Origin of the sequence: Flavobacterium sandaracinum, assembly GCF_004349135.1 — a bacterium.
Lineage (GTDB): Bacteria > Bacteroidota > Bacteroidia > Flavobacteriales > Flavobacteriaceae > Flavobacterium > Flavobacterium sandaracinum.
Genome location: NZ_SMFN01000002.1, coordinates 258866 through 279305, shown reverse-complemented (window position 1 = coordinate 279305; position 20440 = coordinate 258866). Strand labels below are relative to the sequence as shown.

Below are 20440 nucleotides of genomic sequence, written 5' to 3'. Positions count from 1 at the left end.
GGAAAGGAGCTAAGACTGGAAATTTGTTAATTATTTATTTTCTGCTATTTAATTTTGTTCTACCATTTGTTTTTTTATCAAAATAAATTTATTTCGACTCCCTTCCCTTCGGGAAAAGTTGGGTAAAGGATTAATAATTTCCAGAATATCCTTTCATTACTCCTCTTGATGAATTTCTGATAAAATCAATAATTTCGTCTCTTTCAGGCGTAGCTTCCATTTCTGCTTCAATAATACCCAAAGCTTGTGTAACGTTATAATTTTTTTGATATAAAATTCTATAAATATCTTGAATTTCCCTGATTTTTTCAGACGTAAAACCTCTTCTTCTCAATCCTACCGAGTTGATTCCAACATAAGACAAAGGTTCCTTTGCTGCTTTGGTATACGGAGGCACGTCTTTTCTAAGCAATGACCCACCTGAAATCATGGCATGGTCTCCTACACTAATAAATTGATGTACAGCTGACAATCCTCCTACAATAGCATAATTACCAATAGTTACATGTCCTCCTAAAAGAACACCATTAACAATTATAGCATTATTTCCTACGTGACAATCATGAGCAATGTGTGCTGTTGCCATGATTAAACAGTTATCGCCAATTACAGTTTGTCCCGAAGCGATTGTACCTCTATTGATTGTCACACATTCTCTAATCGTACAATTGTCTCCAATAATCACAAGTGAATCTTCTCCGCCAAACTTTAAATCTTGTGGAACAGCTGAGATAACTGCCCCTGGGAATATATTACAATTTTTTCCAATTCTTGCACCTTCCATAATCGTAACATTGGATCCTATCCAAGTACCGTCTCCAATAACAACATTGTTATGAATGGTTGTAAAGGGTTCTATTACGACATTTTTGGCGATTTTAGCACCGGGATGAACATAGGCTAAGGGTTGATTCATTTTATTTTGTTTAACCGTTTAACTGTTTAAGCGATTGATCGAAAAATCGATTAATCAAATCAACAAAAATTATTGTTTTCTTGCAATCTGAGCCATTAATTCCGCTTCAGCAACGAGTTTTCCATTTGCATAAGCATTTGCTTGCATATGACAAATTCCTCTTCTGATAGGCGTTATTAAATCACACTTAAAAATTAAGGTGTCACCAGGTAGTACTTTATGTTTGAATTTGACATTATCAATTTTCATAAAATAAGTCAAATAATTTTCAGGGTCTGGAACTGTACTTAAAACTAAAATTCCTCCTGTTTGTGCCATCGCCTCCACTATCAAGACACCGGGCATAACTGGTGCTTCAGGAAAATGACCCACAAAGAAATTTTCATTCATGGTGACATTTTTCATCCCTACAACATGGCTTTCAGACATTTCAATAATTCTATCAATCAATAGAAAAGGTGGTCGATGAGGCAATACCGCCATAATTTTATGAATATCCATTAACGGCTCTAGATTCAAGTCATAAACGGGAACATAATTTCTCTGTTCTATTTTTATAATTTTAGCCATTTTTTTGGCAAATTGTGTATTTACAAAATGCCCCGGTTTATTAGCAATAACTTTTCCTTGAATTTTAGTACCTATTAAAGCTAAATCACCTACTACATCAAGCAGTTTGTGTCTTGCCGCTTCATTTGGATAATGCAAAGTAAGATTGTCTAAAATTCCATTCGGTTTTACATTAATAGTTTCTTTTCCAAACGCAACTTTCAAGTTTTCCATTGTTGCCTCCGAAATTTCTTTATCAACATAGACTATAGCATTATTCAAATCGCCTCCTTTTATCAATCCATTTTCTAAAAGGGATTCTAATTCATGTAAGAAGCTAAAGGTTCTGGATTCGGCTATTTCAGTTTTGAAATCAGCAATACTTTTCATGTTTGCATTTTGTGTACCTAAAATTTTAGTACCAAAATCAACCATGGCAGTAACGCAATAATGATCACTTGGCATTACTAAAATTTCACTTCCTGAGGCTTCGTCAGTGAATGAGATAACCTCTTTAACGACATAAACTTTTCTCTTGGCATTTTGCTCTTCAAATCCTGCTTTTTCAAGTGCTTCAACAAAATATTTAGAGGAACCATCCATTATAGGAAGTTCCGAAGCATTCAATTCGATAATTATGTTGTCTAAATCACAACCAATGAGCGCTGCTAAAACATGCTCTGGAGTTTGAATTTTAACACCTAATTTTTCTAAATTAGTTCCTCTTTGCGTGTTTACAACATAATTCGCATCTGCTTCAATAATAGGTTGCCCTTCTAGATCTACTCGAACAAAAGTAAAACCATTATTCACTGGAGCAGGTTTAAAAGTCATTTTTACTTCTTTTCCTGTGTGTAATCCAACTCCAGTTAGCGAAATTTCTGTTTTGATGGTCTTCTGTTTAACCATTGTTTCCATTTTTTTGGTTTAATATTTGTTTTTTTAATTCTTCTATTTCTGCAACGATTTTTGGTAAATTCTTAAAATGAACATACGATTTACTAAAATCATTGTAACCAAATGTAGGGCTTCCTTGCAAGATTTCATTATCTTTTATATTTCGTCCCACACCCGATTGCGCTTGGATTCGAACATTATTCCCAATGTTTAAGTGTCCGGATATTCCAACTTGGCCTCCTATCATTCCGTTTCTCCCAATTTTTGTAGAACCTGCAACTCCTGTTTGAGCGGCAATTACGGTATTTTCGCCAATTTCTACATTGTGAGCAATCTGAATTTGATTGTCAAGCTTTACACCTTTTCTTATGATTGTTGATCCCATTGTGGCTCTGTCAATTGTTGTACAAGAACCTATATCAACATTATCTTCAATAATTACATTTCCTATTTGTGGGATTTTAGTGTATGTCCCATCTGGATTTGGTGCAAAACCAAAACCATCAGCACCAATAATTGCTCCGGAATGTATCGTACAATTATTACCTATTACGGTCTCCGAATATATTTTTGCGCCAGCGAATAACACAACATTATCACCAATTATAACATTATCGCCAATAAAACAATTGGGATAAATTTTTACGTTTTCGCCTAAAACTACATTTTGGCCAACATAACTAAAGCTGCCAAGATATAAATTATCTCCGTATTTTACACTTTGCGAAAGAAAAGAAGGTTGCTCGATACCACTTTTATTTAATTTCACTTGGTTGTAAAATTCTAATAATTTAGAAAATGCCGCATAAGCATCGTGCACTTTTATCAATGTGGTTGTTACAGGAGATTCAGGCACAAAAGTATTGTTAACTATTGTTACTGAAGCTTTTGTAGAATATATATAATTAAGATATTTAGGATTTGAGAGAAAAGTAAGTGACCCTTCAGCACCTTCTTCGATTTTTGACAATCTAAAAACCTCAGCCATGGGATTCCCAACAACTTCTCCTTCTAAAATCCCCGCTATTTGTTCTGCTGTAAATTTCATCCCGACAAAAATATAAAAAAATAGATTTTAAATGACGTTTTTATAACAGTTGTTTTGGGAAACAGATATAATACTTGGTCACTAATTTAGATAACGATTTTAAATTCAGCTGATCAGATGATTCAATTACATCCTCGATTGTGCTATCTTTTTTCAAAATTCGTATGGGTTCCGCTTCTTTGCTATAGGCTTGGTTTTTTATTTTCCCTTTAAAAATAAAATAATTGGTTTCCATTAGTGAAATATTGTTTTCCAAGGAAAAACGCTCTTTAAGCGGTTGCAATTCCTCAATCGCTACTTTTTCGCTAGTTAACTTTATTTTTAATAAATCTCGGTTTACTATCATTTTACTCAAAGAGGACAATATAAAATCATCGTGCTTTTGCCAAGATTTTAATGCTCCAATGATATCAAAATCATCTAATTGAGCAAATAAATCCAAGGTTTCAGCATCAAAAGTTTCAATCGTGACTTTATTTTGCATGAAAAAAAGCAGCGGTTCACTGCAAGGCAACTGTACTCCTTTTAGAGTCAATTCTTTGGCACGTTTTAAGATCTTCATCAAAATTAACTCTGCCACTAAACTCGTTTTGTGCAAATATGCCTGCCAATACATTAATCGTCTAGACATTAAGAATTTCTCAACAGAATAAATTCCTTTTTCTTCTATAACCAAAAAATCGTCCACGACATTCATCATTTGAATCAGTCGTTCTGAGTTGACATTCCCTTCTGCCACTCCTGAATAGAAACTATCGCGTTTCAAATAATCCATACGATCCATATCCAACTGACTCGAAATCAACTGCAACATGAATTTTCTGTTGTATTCACCTTTAAAAACCTGAATAGCCAGACTTAATTGACCATTGAATTCCACATTCAATTGGTTCATGAATAATAATGATATTTCTTCATGATGTACATCTTCAACAATGCTTTTTTCCATCGCGTGCGAAAACGGTCCATGCCCAATGTCATGTAATAAAATGGCAATGTACAATGCATTTTCTTCTTCGAGAGAAATTGCTACTCCTTTGAAACGCAATACATCGACTGCTTTTTGCATCAAATGCATACAACCTAAAGCATGATGAAAACGCGTATGATTGGCACCAGGATATACTAAATACGATAATCCCATTTGGGAAATTCGACGCAAACGTTGAAAATAGGGATGCTGAACTAAATCGTAGATTAAGGCATTTGGAATGGTAATAAATCCATAAATGGGATCATTGAATATTTTCAGCTTATTGATTTGACTCACTATAACTTTATTTTAAGGTCAACAAATATAAGTAATTTAGATTTCAAAACAGAAACGTTCCTTGTTCTGATTTAGAGCCAAAAGAAACGGAGCGTTTGTAGCGCTCCGTTGATTAACTTTTTAAAGTTTTCTAATCCAAATATTTCTGAATTGATTTTTAGAATCATGATCTTGAAGCGAAATAACATCATCGCCATGAGACGACGGATAATTGTGTAAACCGATGTACAGTGTCAAACCGTTTATGGTCGTATTGTTTTGTACTAAAACACCATTTAAAAATACGGTGATTCTGGCCGGAGAATCAATTCTTCCATCCGCTTTGAATCGCGGAGCTGTATAAATTACATCATAGGCATTCCACTCTAATGGTGTTTTTACAGCATTTACTAATGGTGGATGATCTTTATAAATACTTCCCGCTTGTCCGTTGCTGTAGGTTCTATTATTATAAGAATCCAATATTTGCAATTCATACCTGTTTTGGAAAAACACACCACTGTTTCCTCTTGCCTGTCCGCCATCTAAAACTACATCTGGTGCGCTCCATTCCAGGTGCAATTGGCAATCACCAAAAGCCATCTTAGTTTGAATAGCTCCTGAACCCGGAACAACCTCCATATAATCTTTGTCAACAATGTTCCACGGTGCAGGTTTACTGGCATCTTTTTGACTTGCCCATTGATCCAGATTTTTACCGTCAAATAAAATAATTGCATCCGAAGGTGCATTTCCAAGCATTTTAGCTGGTGTAATCACTTTTACTTCTGGTTCCCAAATTTCAGTCATTTCGGGTTTCATTTGCATTGGCGAAACCTCCGGAGGGGTGTTCACATATTTGTGTTGTGCCATAGCTGCCGTTGCAAAAAATAACGCAATTAGTAGCAAAGAGTTCGTAAAGTTTTTAGATTTCATAGTTAAATTCATTTGGTTTAATAAAATATAAATATTGTGCAATTGTTCTCTTCTCAATATTAAGCATTTTTTTTTCACGAACTACTTTTTAATTTAGATATAACTAATTGAGGTTTAAACTTTAGATTTTTATTCGAAAGAAAATAAATACTAAAGAAATCGTTTTCTTAAAAATTAACATAATTTTAAGTTCGTTTAGTTCGGTAAATTACGAACTAACTTTACTTTTGTAAAAAAAAACATGGCAACAATCCAAAAAGAGAGAGAAGAACTCATCGAAATGTTCGGAATTCATTTTGAGTTATTATACAATTTACCGCCATTAGGTTCCAGAATTCTTGGTTTATTAATAGTAGATGGTTGTAAGACTGGATTAACATTTGAAGAGATTGTCGAAAAAATGGGTGCCAGTAAAAGCTCAATTTCTACGAATTTGAATCTACTTCTAAAGATGGATAAAATCAATTACTACACTTTAAGCGGTGATCGTAAAAAATATTTTAAACCGTCTCCATTCAGTGAAAGACTTTCTAATTATATCAAAATTCTTGATTTTGAAAAAAAAATAATTGACAAATTAATCACCTACCGTGAGCAAACTATTTCTTGTAAAGAAGAACAATGCAATATGGAAAATGTAAAAGCCTATAAAATCCATGTTTGCGAAGTAGAGGAGCTTCTGATTAAAACCATCGAAAAATTCAAGGAAATAGAAATCAATAATAGCAAAAATAATTAATCAATTTTAGTAAATAGTCCGAATGAAAAAGAAATATTTTATAAGTGCAATCGTATTATCAATAAGTTTGCTCTCCTGCAAAAAAGAAACCGCTCCAACGGCTCCTCCAGTTATGTCGTACAAAGTAGTCGAAATAGGAACTTCAAATACTACTTTATTAGCGGAATATCCTGCCAGTTTAGAAGGAGTTACAGACATCGATATTCGTGCAAAAGTAGATGGATATATTGAAAAAATATATGTACAAGAAGGCCAAGAAGTTAAAAAAGGGCAATTACTTTTTAAATTAGAGACACAAACAGCAACCCAAGAAGCTGCTGCGGCAAAAGCAAAAGTAGCTGCTGCTCAAGTGGAGGTAAATCGTCTAATCCCTTTGGTAGAGCGAAACATTATCAGTGATGTGCAATTAGAAACTGCAAAAGCAAACTTAGCTAGCGCTAAAAGTACTTTTCAAAGTATTATTGCCAGAATTAATTATGCTACTATAAAAAGTCCTGTTAATGGATTTGTAGGGACATTGCCATTACGCCTTGGAAGTTATGTAAGCAGCCAGACTGTTGAACCTTTAACGCGAGTTTCTGATGTGAGTACTATTTATGCTTATTTTTCAGTAAATGAAAAAGAGCAATTGGATATCATGATGAATGCGGAAGGAAAGTCATTTCAGGAAAAAATAAACAAAATGGAGGCGGTGAATTTAGTTTTGAGCAATGGTATGCCTTATGAACAAAAGGGTAAAATTGAAACTTTTAGCGGTCAAGCCAATGTACAAACGGGATCATTTAATGTAAGAGCACGTTTTGCAAACGGGAACAAATTGTTGCGTTCAGGAGAAAGTGGAACAATACAGATTCCTACTGATTTAGAAGATGTTATTATTATCCCTCAAAACGCCACATTAGAATTACAAGACAAGCGAATTGCGCTTGTTGTGGATAAAAATAACAAAGTGCAAGCTGTTCCAATTGTAGTTCGACCAATTCCTGGAGGCAAATTTTTTGTAGTGGATAGCGGATTAAACACAAATGATAAAATACTTGTGGAAGGAGTTGGAATCGTAACTGAAGGTACCCTCATTACCCCTGAAGTTGTTGATTTTAAAACTATAATCAATCCTACAACAAAATAATTCACACACTAACTATTGAATAAATAACAAAATATGTTTTCAAAATTCATTGACAGACCCGTATTGTCAACGGTGATTTCTATTATCATCGTAATTTTGGGAGTTTTAGGGTTAATCTCACTTCCAGTTTCACAATATCCAGAAATAGCACCGCCTACGGTAACTGTATCAGCAAATTATCAAGGTGCCAGTGCCGAAGTGGTAATGAGCTCGGTGGTAATTCCATTAGAAGAACAAATAAACGGTGTTGAAGACATGACTTATATGACTTCTACATCAAATAATGATGGTTCGGCAGTCATAAACATTTACTTTAAATTAGGTACAAATCCAGATTTGGCAGCAGTAAACGTGCAAAATCGGGTTTCTCGCGCTACACCTTTGTTACCGCAGGAAGTTACAAGAGCCGGTGTCACGACTTCAAAGAGACAAAGTGATAATATTTTAATTTTATCATTGTACAGTGACAACCCTGATTATGATGATACTTTTCTTCAGAATTATGCTAACATCAATATTTTACCAAAAATAAAACGTGTAGCTGGAGTTGGAGAAGCAATGATTTTTGGACAAAAAGACTACTCCATGCGTATTTGGCTTAAGCCAGATGTAATGGGAGCTTATGGGCTTGTTCCTTCGGATATTACCGCTTTATTGGCTGAGCAGAATATTGAAGCTGCTCCTGGGCAGTTAGGTGAAAGTGGGGACCAATCTTTTCAATATGCTTTAAAATATAAAGGACGATTACAAAATGTAAAAGAGTTCGAAGAAATTATTATTCGTTCAACCGAAAACGGAGAAATCCTTAAGTTAGGAGATGTTGCCAAAATTGAATTGGGAGCTGTAAATTATGCTAGTAATGCTTACACCAATGGAAACAAATCTATTGCGATTGCAATTGCTCAAACAGCAGGATCTAATGCGCAAGAAGTAATTGAGGGTTCGTTAAAAGTACTAGATGATGCGGAAGTAAATTTCCCAAAAGGGGTAAAATATGCCACATTAATTAATGCAAACGACTTCCTAGACGAATCTATTACTAAAGTGATTCATACCTTAATAGAAGCCTTCATATTAGTATTTATTGTAGTTTTCATCTTCTTACAAGACTGGAGATCAACTTTGATTCCGGCTATATCAGTTCCTGTTGCAATTGTAGGAACGTTCTTTTTCCTAAGTTTATTTGGCTTTACCATAAATTTACTAACGCTTTTTGCTTTAGTCCTCGCAGTGGGAATTGTGGTCGATGATGCGATTGTCGTCGTTGAGGCTGTCCATGCCAAAATGGAAGCTGGAGAACATGATCCTAAAAAAGCGGCTCACAGTGCCATGCAAGATATCAGTAGTGCGATTGTTTCAATTACGCTTGTTATGTCAGCTGTATTTATTCCAGTTTCTTTTATCAGTGGATCAGCGGGAGTTTTTTACAAGCAGTTTGGAATAACTTTAGCTGTTGCGATAGTATTATCAGCTATTAATGCCTTGACACTTTCCCCGGCTTTATGTGCCATTTTCTTAAAAGAACACGATAAAAGTGCTAAGAAAAAAGGTTTTGCAGCGCGCTTTTTTACTGCATTTAATGTTGGATTTGAAACCACAACCGCTAAATACAAAAGGTCTGTTGAGTTTTTTATAAAACGAAAATGGTTGGCCTTTCTAGGAATTGCAGTCTTTGCAGGGATATTTATCTTGCTGTTAAATATTACTCCAAAAGCTTTTGTACCGGGTGAAGATACGGGAGCGATTCTTTCGGATGTTTCCCTTCCGCCAGGTACTTCATTGGAAAGAACGGAAGAGGTTTTATTACAAATCGAAAATAAGGTAAAAGACATTCCTGAAATAAAAGAAGTGCTTCGTATATCAGGTCGAAGTTTACTAAGTGGTACCGGAAGTAACTACGGAATGGTAATCGTAAAATTGAAAACTTGGGCGGAACGTAAAGAAACGAATCAAGAAATAAATGCAGTTGTACAGGAATTATTTAAACGAACTGCGTCAGTAAAAGATGCAAAAGTACTTTATTTTGCTCGTCCTACACTTGTTGGTTTTGGTTTCACCAATGGTTTTGAATTTCAATTACAAGATCAAAAAGGAGGAACAATCTCGGAGCTAAGTGAAGTAAACAATAAATTTTTGGCAGCTTTAAACAGCCGTCCTGAAATCAAATATGCGACTACTTCTTTTTCTCCAAATTATCCGCAATACCGAATTGATTTGAATGTCGCTTCCATAAAAAAATCAGGTTTAACAGTTACTGATGTTTTAGGAACGATGCAAGGATATTACGGTGGTGTTTATGCTTCTAATTTCAACAAATTTGGTAAACAGTTTCGTGTGGTTTACCAATCTGAACCAGAATTTAGAAGTAATCCCGAATCATTAAATAAAGTGTTAGTCAGAAATAATAACGGTCAAATGGCGCCTATCTCACAATTTGTGACATTGGTAAAAGTATTTGGTCCTCAAGCAATAGAACGATTCAATTTGTTTACTTCTGTAAAAATTACCGGTGCTCCTAACGAAGGTTTCAGTTCTGGCGATGCGATTAAAGCAGTTGAAGAAGTGGCAAGTCAAAGTTTACCTGTTGGTTATGGTTATGAGTTCTCAGGAATGACTCGTGAGGAAATAAGTGCAGGTGGTCAAACATTGTATATTTTCCTTTTGTGTTTGGTATTTGTCTATTTCTTGTTAGCTGCTCAATACGAGAGTTATATGTTGCCTTTTGCCGTATTAATTTCATTACCAATTGGTTTAGCGGGAGCGTACTTATTTGCTTATTTATTTGATGTAAGTGATAATATTTACTTACAAATAACACTAATTATGCTTATTGGATTGCTGGCTAAGAATGCCATTTTGATCGTCGAGTTTTCTGTAGATTCTAGAAAAAAAGGAATGAGTATTACACAAGCTGCTATTAACGGCGCAGTTGCGCGTTTGCGTCCTATTTTGATGACATCATTTGCATTTATTTTTGGATTATTGCCTTTAATGTTAGCTAAAGGAGCCGGAGCTGTTGGGAACAACGCTATTGGAACTGGAGCAATTGGGGGAATGTTAATAGGAACTATTTTTGGAGTTTTTGTGATACCTATATTATTTATTGTTTTCCAAACCTTGCAGGAAAAAATTTCTACAAAGCCACTTCCTATAGAAAATCAGGATTCAAATGTCACACTTTTAAACAAAGAAAATGAAAAATAAGTTAACCAAAATAGCTGTACTTGTCATAACCGCAACGGTAATGCAATCGTGCTTTGTGGCCAAAGAATACAAACGACCGGAATTAAAAACGGAAAATTTATACCGAAACGAAATCGTGTCAACTGATACTGTTTCTCTTGCCAATGTTGCTTGGAAAAACGTTTTTACGGATCCGCTTTTACAGGGATATATCAAGAAGGGGTTAGAAAATAATTTGGATATTAAAATTGCCATGCAAAATATTGTGGCGGCAGAGGCGGCCATGAAACAAGGAAAAGCGGGATACTTCCCTACTCTTTCCGCAGGTGCCGACTGGACGCATCAGGAACTTTCTAGAAACAGTCAGTTTGGCGCCTTATTACAAGACAGAAGTACCAATCAATATCAATTGACTGGAAGCCTCTCTTGGGAAGCCGATATTTGGGGAAAAATAAGAAGTAATAAGCGTGCTGCAAATGCTGCTTACCTTCAAACTACAGCTGCAAACCAAGCAGTAAAAACCCAATTGATAGCTACTATTGCTGCGACCTATTATCAATTGCTTTCGGTTGATGCACAGATAAAATTAGCAGAGAAAACCTTGGTAAACAGAAACCAAAGTGTCGAAACTATTATTGCACTAAAAAAAGCGGGAAATGTAACCGAAGTTGGCGTTAAGCAAACCGAAGCACAGAAATATGCGACTGAAATTATCATTGCCGATTTAAAGAACAGCATTATCATTTTTGAAAATACCTTAAGTATTCTTATGGGCGAAGGTTCGGCAAAAATTGAAAGAAGCACTTTTGAAAATCAATTGATGCAACCCAATATTACGCTTGGTGTTCCTGCAACTTTGCTTAGAAACAGGCCTGATGTGATTGCAGCAGAGTACAACTTAATTTCTAATTTTGAACAAACTAATGTAGCCAAAAGTAATTTTTATCCAACATTAAAACTGACTGCATCTGGTGGACTTCAAAGTATTGATCTGAAAGAATGGTTTAGTGCTAATTCCATCTTTGCCAACATAATTACTGGTTTAACACAGCCTATTTTCAATCAGCGCCAAATTAAAACGAGATTCGAAATTGCAAAAGCCAATCAAGAAAAAGCTTATCTGCAATTTGAGCAGTCGCTTTTAACCGCAGGAAAAGAAGTTTCAGATGCTTTGGCTCAATACAATAACGAAACGTATAAATTGACAATAAGAGAAAAACAAGTGGACGCGTTAAATAAAGCCACCGATTACTCCGATGAATTATTAACATACGGTTTAGCCAATTATTTAGAAGTTTTGACCGTAAAAGACAATGCTTTGAATGCCGAACTAAGTTTAATAGACAATAAATTCCAACAATATAAAGCGATAATTCAATTGTACAGAGCTCTTGGTGGTGGCTGGCAATAATTAAGATTGCTTGACTAATTATTATTGATTCCTGTTTGTTTCAAAACCACTGCTTTTTGTACCGGCAGTGGTTTTGTTATTTATAGACTTAGTATTAAAGATTTATTTTTGATTAAATTAAATCTTTAAATTTTATCATTGAATTGCAAACTTGTTAAAATAGAAATACAAAGAAATAGATTTTGTAAGAAACGATTTTTATTTTAATACACTAGAAACAGAATGAGAATATTAGTAAGCAAGTGCTAGCAATTTATAAGTACGAACTACTAAAAATACATCTAGTTAAATCAAAAACGAATAGGTCTTATGTTGAAACAAACAAATCATTCTCTATTTCTTTCTACTTACAAAAATACCTATTGCAAGATGCTCTTTTTTACTGAACACAACAAATCTGCAAAAAAATATAAAAAATAAAAAAAGCGATACTGTGCCATTCTTGAAAAAAGAATTACTTTAGTCGATTGGAGTTCTATCCAAAATTAAATTGAAATTTCTTTTAAATATTCCTACTATGCTTGCGGAACTTGTAAATAGTACGATTGAAAAGAAACCTTTGAATTTGGTTAAAGGCAGTAAGACTCCAAAAAAAAATTAGATATTAAATTATATTTTAGAAGATGAGATTAGAAGATTTTGACAATGACGAGGATAAAGTAATCCAAGACCGATTAAAAAGAAAGACTTGGAATGAGATTAGAACCAATGATAGTTGGGCCATTTTTAAAATTATGGCAGAGTTCGTGAACGGTTATGAAAGTATGGGTCGAATAGGTCCATGTGTGAGTATTTTTGGATCGGCTAGAACAAAACCGGAGGATCCCTATTATTTACTGGCAGAGAAAATTGCCTATAAAATAAGTAAAGCGGGCTATGGTGTAATTACTGGCGGTGGACCAGGAATTATGGAAGCAGGTAATAAAGGCGCACATCTTGGTGGGGGAACATCAGTGGGACTGAATATTGAGCTGCCATTTGAACAGCATTTTAACCCCTATATTGATAGCGATAAAAACTTAAATTTTGATTATTTCTTTGTTCGAAAGGTGATGTTTGTCAAATATTCCCAAGGTTTTGTTGTAATGCCAGGAGGTTTTGGTACAATGGACGAATTATTTGAAGCAATGACTTTAATTCAAACAAAAAAAATAGCAAAGTTCCCCATAATATTAGTGGGCACCAGTTTTTGGTCAGGATTGATAGATTGGATAAAAACAGTATTAGTTGAACAAGAAAAGACCGTTAATCTGGAAGATTTGGAACTTTTTAAAATTGTTGACACTGAAGAGGAAGTCGTTGCTATTTTAGACAAATTTTACAAAAAATATGATTTTTCTCCAAATTTTTAACGACAAGCTGTATAATGACTTTTGTATTTCATTTTACCATAAAACTCCCAAGATTATCGATTGATTTAGCAGCCTAAGTCGTCGCTATTCTGATATCGGTCAAGTTTTTTGGACTAGAAAAACAGAAATTTATTAGACATTACTTTCAATAGAAAGATTAAAAAAAAATTACCCCAAATTAGCCAATTATCATTTTAATTGTTTCAAATTTATATTGAAAATTTTGCTAATTTGCGGTAATTTAATCTTTGGGTAAACAGACAAGCAATTTTATTTCTTTACATTTTAAAACAAATACTTGAGATCAATTTATAAAGTTTTCCTTTTTATACTTGTTTTATTGACGTCAATAAAACAACAAGCGCAACACCATTCTAAGATGACTGTTGAGCTGAATTCAGAGAATAAAACCTTGTTCATAAAGCAAGAAATTACTTTTTTTAATCAGTCAAAGGATACTCTAAAATCAATTGTTTTGAATGATTGGAATAATGCATATTCCAATAAAAACACCCCATTAGCCAAACGATTTTCGGATGAATTTTATAGAGGATTTCACTTAGCCAAAGAAGAAGAACGCGGAAGCACTATCAATTTAATTATTACTACTTCCAATCAACAATTTTTATCTTGGAATAGAACGGATCAAAATCCAGATTACGTCGTTCTAAACTTAGAAGAACCGTTACTTCCTAATCAAAAAATCAAGTTCTATCTTTCGTATATTTCAAAAATTCCCAGCAGTAAATTTACTAAATATGGCTACAATAGTAATGGAATTTTAAATCTAAAAAACTGGTACTTAACTCCCGCACGCTATGAAAATCATGCTTTTATAAAAAACAGTAACAACAACTTAGACGATATTGCAAATGGCATTTCTGACTTTGAAATAGACCTAAAAATACCTGCGCTCTTAGAAGCAACATCGGATTTAAAAGCCTCTAAGACCATTGTCGAAAAGGAATTTAAAAACTACAAATTATCGGGACAAGACAGAACAGATTTTAGTATAATTTTGGAGCCTAAAGCGAGTTTTGAGAGTTTTAAAAACGCTTCCGTTGAAGTTCTTACTGATCTAAAAAACAATAAATTAGATGACATTCAAAAAGCAATTGTAATTGACCGAATCGTAACTTTTACAAGTAATTTAATAGGGGAATACCCTAATGACAAAATTCTCGTTACCCAAACAAATTATGATAGAAATCCCTTTTACGGACTGAATCAACTACCCTCCTTTTTAAGCCCGTTTCCAGATGAATTTACATTCGAAATAAAATTTTTGAAAACCTATCTAAATGAATATTTAAAAACTAGTTTGCATCTAGATCCAAGAAAAGACAATTGGATTTATGACGGAATTCAAGTTTATGCCATGATGAAATATATGGATGAACATCATCCGAATACTAAAATGATGGGAAGTGCATCCAACATCCGATTACTAAAAAGTTTTAATCTGACGAATATTGATTTTAATGGACAATATAGCTATTTTTATATGTTAATGGCCCGTAAAAATTTAGACCAAAAATTAGGATCTCCAAAAAACACTTTAATTAAATTTAATGAGCAAATTGCAAGCAAATACCGTGCTGGATTAAGTATCCGGTTTCTGGATGATTATCTTGAAAATAACACTGTGCAAAATAGCATTAAACAATTTTACGCCTTAAATAAAACCCATCAAGTAGCGCGATCTGATTTTGAACATTTATTAAAATCAAACACTTCAAAAGATATCAGTTGGTTTTTTAATAGAATCATAGATTCAAGAGACATTATCGATTATAAATTCTCAACCGTTATTAAAACAAAAGATAGTATAACTTTCTCAGTGAAAAATAGAACTGGAGCGCCGATCCCAATTCCTATTTATGGAACAAAAAAAGGAGAAATCGTATTTAAGCAATGGCTTGATATTGAAGAATGTGATAGCACCTTCACGATTGCCCGAAACAACATTGATAAAATTATTTTAAATCTAAAAAATGAAGTTCCAGAATACAATTTAAGAAACAATTGGAAAAAATTAGAAGGTTTTTTTCCTAATAATCGGCCTGTTAAATTTGTTTTTATGAAAGATTTAGAGGATCCTTATTACAATCAAGTCCTCTATGTTCCTTCGATTTATTATAATCTGTATGATGGAGTAACTCCTGGAATTAGGTTGCACAACAAGACTATCTTGGAAAAACCGTTTATCTTTGATGTAAATCCTTCGTACTCAACAAAATCGAAAAATTTATCAGGTTCAGCCGTTTTTGTAGTCAATCAAAATTTCAGGAACAGTACTCTTTATAATGCGAGATATTCTATAAGCGGTTCCTATTTTCATTATGCAGAAGATGCTGCCTATTTAAGATTGAACCCGTCTTTGCAATTGCGCATTCGGGAACCCAATTTTAGAGATAATAGAAAACAATTATTCTCTTTCCGACAAGTTATTGTAAACAAGGAAAAAAGTGCTTTAGTGATTGATAATTCTCCTGAAAATTATTCCGTTTTTGATGCAAGGTATATCAATACAAAAACAGAGGTTACGAATCATTTCAATATTATGACTGATTTACAAATTTCAGGAAAATTCGGAAAAATAACCGGTGAAATAGAATATCGAAAACTATTTGAGAACAACCGTCAAATTAATTTGCGTTTTTATGCCGGAACTTTTTTGTACAACAAAACCCAATCGGATTTCTTTAGCTTCGCATTGGATAGACCAACAGATTATCTTTTTGATTACAATTATTTTGGAAGATCCGAAAGTACCGGTCTATTTAGTCAACAATATATAGTAGCAGAAGGCGGATTTAAATCTAAAATCGACACCCCTTTTGCTAATCGCTGGATTACGAGCTTAAATGCAAGTTACAGTATTTGGAATTGGATTGAAGCCTACGGAGACATTGGGTTAATCAAAAATGCAGACACAAAAGGACGGTTTGTTTACGATAGCGGCATCCGTCTTAATTTAGTAACAGACTACTTTGAATTGTATTTTCCAATCTATTCTAATAATGGATGGGAAATAGCACAAGATAATTATAATGAAAAAATACGTTTTATTGTTACATTTTCTCCTAAAACATTAATCAATCTTTTTAATCGAAAATGGTTCTAATCGAATATAATTTTCATTATTTATTGAACTATTATTAATAAAATACGATTTAAATTACACATAATAAAAAAATAAAGTTCTTTTTATTAGAATAAATTGCAATAATTAAATTCTATTTTTTTCAATGTGCTATGAAAATAGGTTGTTTTTAAGTAAATTTGCTTTATAAAGTTATACTTTTCAATTATGATAAAAGAAAAAACCAATACAACATTGACATTTGAAGATTTCAAAATCGAAGTTTTAAAGGACTACACCACAGCCATAATAAGCAGAGAATGCAGCCTTTTAGGACGCAAGGAAGTATTGACTGGAAAAGCTAAGTTTGGTATCTTTGGAGATGGAAAAGAAGTGCCACAATTGGCCATGGCTAAAGCATTTCAAAACGGAGATTTCCGCTCTGGCTACTATCGCGATCAAACTTTTATGATGGCGATTGGCGAATTAACGATACAACAATTTTTTGCAGGTTTGTATGGACATACTGATATTGAACAAGAGCCTATGTCAGCAGGAAGACAAATGGGAGGCCATTTTGCAACCCATAGTTTAAATGAGGATGGTACTTGGAAAGACTTAACAAAACAAAAAAATTCAAGTGCTGATATTTCTCCTACAGCTGGGCAAATGCCCAGGTTATTAGGACTGGCTCAAGCATCAAAAATATACAGACAGGTTACTGGAATTCCAAATGCAGCAAATTTTTCTAACGAAGGAAATGAGATAGCGTGGGGAACCATTGGAAACGCAAGCACGTCTGAAGGGTTGTTCTTTGAAACTATTAATGCCGCAGGGGTTTTACAAGTTCCTATGGTTATGAGTGTTTGGGATGATGAATACGGAATTTCTGTGCATGCAAAACACCAAACGACAAAAGAAAACATATCCGAAATTTTAAAAGGATACCAAAAGGAACACGACACTAATGGATATGAAATTCTGAGAGTCAAAGGTTGGGATTATGCTGACTTAATTGCAACGTATGAGAAAGCTGCCGATATAGCTCGAAAAAATCACGTTCCTGTTTTGATCCATGTTAATGAATTGACGCAACCACAGGGACATTCTAGTTCCGGTTCTCATGAACGTTACAAAGATGCTGATCGCTTGGCTTGGGAAAGAGACTTTGATTGTGTTCGTCAAATGAAATTATGGATGATTGCTATAAATATAGCTTCTCCAGAAGAAATTGAAGCAATTGATGCACAAGCAAAAAAAGAGGTTTTAGAAGGTAAAAAAGCCGCTTGGAATGCCTTTATAGAACCTATTGCTGAAGAACAAAAAGAGTTGGTTTCACTATTACAGACAATAGCGGAAACCAGCAAATACAGAGACGCCATTCTAAAATTCTCTTCTGATTTAAGTAGCATTAAATCTCCTATAAAAAAGGAAATTCTAGTAACAGCACGTAAAGTATTGCGTTTAGTACTTAATGAAAATGGCAAAGAAGTACTTTCAGAATGGATTATAGCCTATACCGCAAAAACACAGAAGAATTTTAGCAGTAACTTATTCTCAGAAACAGATTTAAATGTGTTTTCTGTCGACAAAGTCCTGCCAGTTTACGCTGAAGATGCTAAGGAAGATACCGATGGACGCATGATTTTACGTGATAATTTTGACGCTATATTTACCAAATATCCAGAGGCTTTAATTTTTGGGGAAGATGCAGGAACTATTGGTGATGTAAATCAAGGGCTGGAAGGAATGCAGGAAAAATATGGTGAATTGCGTGTTGCTGATGTTGGAATTCGAGAAGCTACCATCTTGGGTCAAGGAATAGGAATGGCACTAAGAGGATTACGTCCTATTGCCGAAATTCAATATTTAGATTATTTATTATATGCGATCCAAATCATGAGTGATGATTTGGCAACCTTGCGATACAGAACGGTCGGAAAACAAAAAGCACCTCTAATTATACGTACTCGCGGTCATCGTTTAGAAGGCATTTGGCACTCAGGCTCTCCTATGGGTATGATTATTAACGCCATCAGAGGAATCCATGTTTTGGTTCCAAGAAACATGACACAAGCAGCTGGTTTTTATAACAGTTTGCTAGAATGCGACGAACCTGCTCTAGTTATTGAATGTTTGAATGGCTATCGATTGAAAGAAAAAATGCCGTTAAATTATGGCGAATTCAAAACTCCCATTGGTGTGGTGGAAACTTTAAAAGAAGGTTCAGATATCACACTGGTTTCTTATGGCTCTACCCTACGATTAGTGCAACAAGCGGCAAAAGAATTGCTTGAAGTAGGTATTGATTGCGAAATTATTGATTTGCAGTCTTTACTTCCATTTGATATAAATCAAGACGTAGTAAAAAGTATTGCCAAAACAAATCGCTTGCTGGTAATCGATGAAGATGTTCCTGGTGGAGCTTCAGCTTACATTTTGCAACAAATTATTGAACATCAAGATGGGTACAACTATTTAGACAGTAAACCTCAAACGCTCACTGCTAAAGCACACCGCCCAGCTTATGGCACAGATGGAGATTATTTCTCTAAACCATCTTCCGAAGATATTTTTGAAAAAGTGTATCATATGATGAATGAAGTGAATCCTTCTAAATATCCAAGTTTGTATTAAAACTTAAGTATTATCTATACTAATCCTAATCGGTAACGGTTAGGATTTTTTTTTCAATATTATTTAAAAACAGCGTTCTACTGCATTACAGCGGTGAACAAAAGTTAAACTATATAAATCTAAAAACTAAAATCACTACTTTTAATTTCTAAAAATTACGATTATGGAAAAATATGCTTTATTAGCACGATTAGAAGCTAAGCCTGGAAAAGAAGAAGAAGTTGCCGCATTTTTAAAAAGCGCATTACCGTTGGTATTAGATGAACCAGATACCGTAAACTGGTATGGATGGCAAATAGGCGCCTCCACGTTTGGAATTTTTGATACTTTTGAAACTGAGGAAAGTCGAAAAGCGCACCTTGCCGGAAAAATTGCAGCAGCTCTAATGGCGAATGCCGGCGAATTATTGTCTAAAGATCCCGTTATTGAATTTGTTGATTTATTAGCGGTAAAATAATAGCAGTCTAAGGTAAAACTCCTAAACAATGAATTAAGCTAAACTCAAACTCATCTTTTTTTTTTTTGGGAAATGTAACTGCGCTAATGTAAATTAAAAGTTATAATGCCAGCGTAAAATTTTTATGTTGGCATTTTTTAATTAAATTTAGTGTTTTATAAAATTAACAGTAAATGAAATCATTAGAAACCATCTTACGAGACCAAGAAAACGTTAAAGTAATAGATGCAAAAATTGAATATAAACAGTATATTCCCTTGGATTTATCCATCACAAATGAAGCTTTTAAATCGCTTAACATTGATAATGCACTAGATTTTGAAGATTATATTGAAAATTACCTGACTGAAAATAATGCAAAAGTAGCTTATGGAGGGTACAATGAAGTTAGAAATCTGTATAAAAGAAGTGAAATTTTTAATGACACAAACACAGAAGAGCGCAACATCCATATTGGTTTAGATTTATGGATTAAAGCAGGAACTCCCGTTTTAGCGGCCGTTGATGGTTTTGTTCATAGCTTTAATTATAATACGGGCATGGGTGATTATGGTCCAACAATAATTTTAGAACATAAAATAGAAGGACAAAAATTTCATACTTTATATGGTCATTTATCTTTAGAAAGTATTAGTGATATTACAATTGGAGATTTTTATGAAAAAGGACAACAATTAGCTACTTTGGGCGATGCTTCCGTAAATGGTGATTATGCTCCGCATTTGCATTTTCAAATTATAAAAGAAATCACGAGTAGTTTTGGAGATTATCCTGGTGTTTGCAGTAAAAAGGATCTGACTCAGTATTTAGAAAACTGTCCCGATCCCAATATCTTATTAAAAATTAAATAAA

General features: G+C 34.0%; 14 protein-coding genes. 9 read left to right on the top strand and 5 right to left on the bottom strand.

All coding sequences use genetic code 11. The features are described from left to right. Positions 1 to 130: 130 nt before the first annotated feature. From lpxA to E0F91_RS03025, 5 genes are all read right to left on the bottom strand, one after another. Positions 131 to 916: an acyl-ACP--UDP-N-acetylglucosamine O-acyltransferase gene (lpxA, locus tag E0F91_RS03045; RefSeq protein ID WP_073351284.1), complete on the bottom strand. Its 786-nt coding sequence runs from the start codon at positions 914 to 916 to the stop codon at positions 131 to 133. Positions 917 to 985: 69 nt separating this feature from the next. Then, positions 986 to 2374, bottom strand: coding sequence for a bifunctional UDP-3-O-[3-hydroxymyristoyl] N-acetylglucosamine deacetylase/3-hydroxyacyl-ACP dehydratase (locus E0F91_RS03040; RefSeq protein ID WP_132064938.1), 1389 nt, complete (start codon positions 2372 to 2374; stop codon positions 986 to 988). Further along, positions 2367 to 3410 (bottom strand): UDP-3-O-(3-hydroxymyristoyl)glucosamine N-acyltransferase, encoded by a 1044-nt coding sequence (gene lpxD / locus E0F91_RS03035; protein WP_132064875.1) that lies wholly within the window; start codon positions 3408 to 3410, stop codon positions 2367 to 2369. The genes E0F91_RS03040 and lpxD overlap by 8 nt, the downstream gene beginning before the upstream one ends. Positions 3411 to 3450: 40 nt before the next feature. Further along, the gene (locus E0F91_RS03030; protein WP_132064874.1) at positions 3451 to 4680 is read right to left on the bottom strand and encodes an HD domain-containing protein; all 1230 of its coding nucleotides are present in this window, start codon (positions 4678 to 4680) and stop codon (positions 3451 to 3453) included. Between the two features lie 120 nt (positions 4681 to 4800). Next, complete coding sequence (locus tag E0F91_RS03025) at positions 4801 to 5595, bottom strand: 3-keto-disaccharide hydrolase (RefSeq protein WP_132064873.1); 795 nt, start codon at positions 5593 to 5595, stop codon at positions 4801 to 4803. Positions 5596 to 5836: 241 nt separating this feature from the next. On the opposite strand from E0F91_RS03025, the gene E0F91_RS03020 reads away from it, so the two are divergent. The 9 genes from E0F91_RS03020 (at position 5837) to E0F91_RS02980 (ending at position 20439) form a co-directional block, all read left to right on the top strand. Then, positions 5837 to 6334, top strand: coding sequence for a GbsR/MarR family transcriptional regulator (locus tag E0F91_RS03020; protein WP_132064872.1), 498 nt, complete (start codon positions 5837 to 5839; stop codon positions 6332 to 6334). A gap of 22 nt (positions 6335 to 6356) precedes the next feature. Further along, the gene (locus tag E0F91_RS03015) at positions 6357 to 7463 is read left to right on the top strand and encodes an efflux RND transporter periplasmic adaptor subunit (protein ID WP_132064871.1); all 1107 of its coding nucleotides are present in this window, start codon (positions 6357 to 6359) and stop codon (positions 7461 to 7463) included. Between the two features lie 33 nt (positions 7464 to 7496). Beyond that, positions 7497 to 10667, top strand: a complete 3171-nt coding sequence (locus E0F91_RS03010) for an efflux RND transporter permease subunit (RefSeq protein WP_132064870.1) — start codon at positions 7497 to 7499, stop codon at positions 10665 to 10667. Beyond that, positions 10657 to 12057, top strand: coding sequence for an efflux transporter outer membrane subunit (locus tag E0F91_RS03005; protein ID WP_132064869.1), 1401 nt, complete (start codon positions 10657 to 10659; stop codon positions 12055 to 12057). The genes E0F91_RS03010 and E0F91_RS03005 overlap by 11 nt, the downstream gene beginning before the upstream one ends. 623 nt (positions 12058 to 12680) lie before the next feature. Beyond that, positions 12681 to 13409: an LOG family protein gene (locus E0F91_RS03000; RefSeq protein WP_132064868.1), complete on the top strand. Its 729-nt coding sequence runs from the start codon at positions 12681 to 12683 to the stop codon at positions 13407 to 13409. A gap of 379 nt (positions 13410 to 13788) precedes the next feature. Continuing rightward, positions 13789 to 16536, top strand: a complete 2748-nt coding sequence (locus E0F91_RS02995; protein WP_132064937.1) for a gluzincin family metallopeptidase — start codon at positions 13789 to 13791, stop codon at positions 16534 to 16536. 186 nt (positions 16537 to 16722) lie between these two features. Continuing rightward, complete coding sequence (locus tag E0F91_RS02990; protein ID WP_132064867.1) at positions 16723 to 19131, top strand: alpha-ketoacid dehydrogenase subunit alpha/beta; 2409 nt, start codon at positions 16723 to 16725, stop codon at positions 19129 to 19131. A 163-nt stretch (positions 19132 to 19294) separates the two neighbouring features. Further along, positions 19295 to 19588: a putative quinol monooxygenase gene (locus E0F91_RS02985; RefSeq protein WP_132064866.1), complete on the top strand. Its 294-nt coding sequence runs from the start codon at positions 19295 to 19297 to the stop codon at positions 19586 to 19588. 173 nt (positions 19589 to 19761) lie between these two features. Then, entirely contained in the window at positions 19762 to 20439 is a 678-nt protein-coding gene (locus tag E0F91_RS02980) for a peptidoglycan DD-metalloendopeptidase family protein (RefSeq protein ID WP_132064865.1), read from the top strand. Position 20440: the final 1 nt, after the last annotated feature.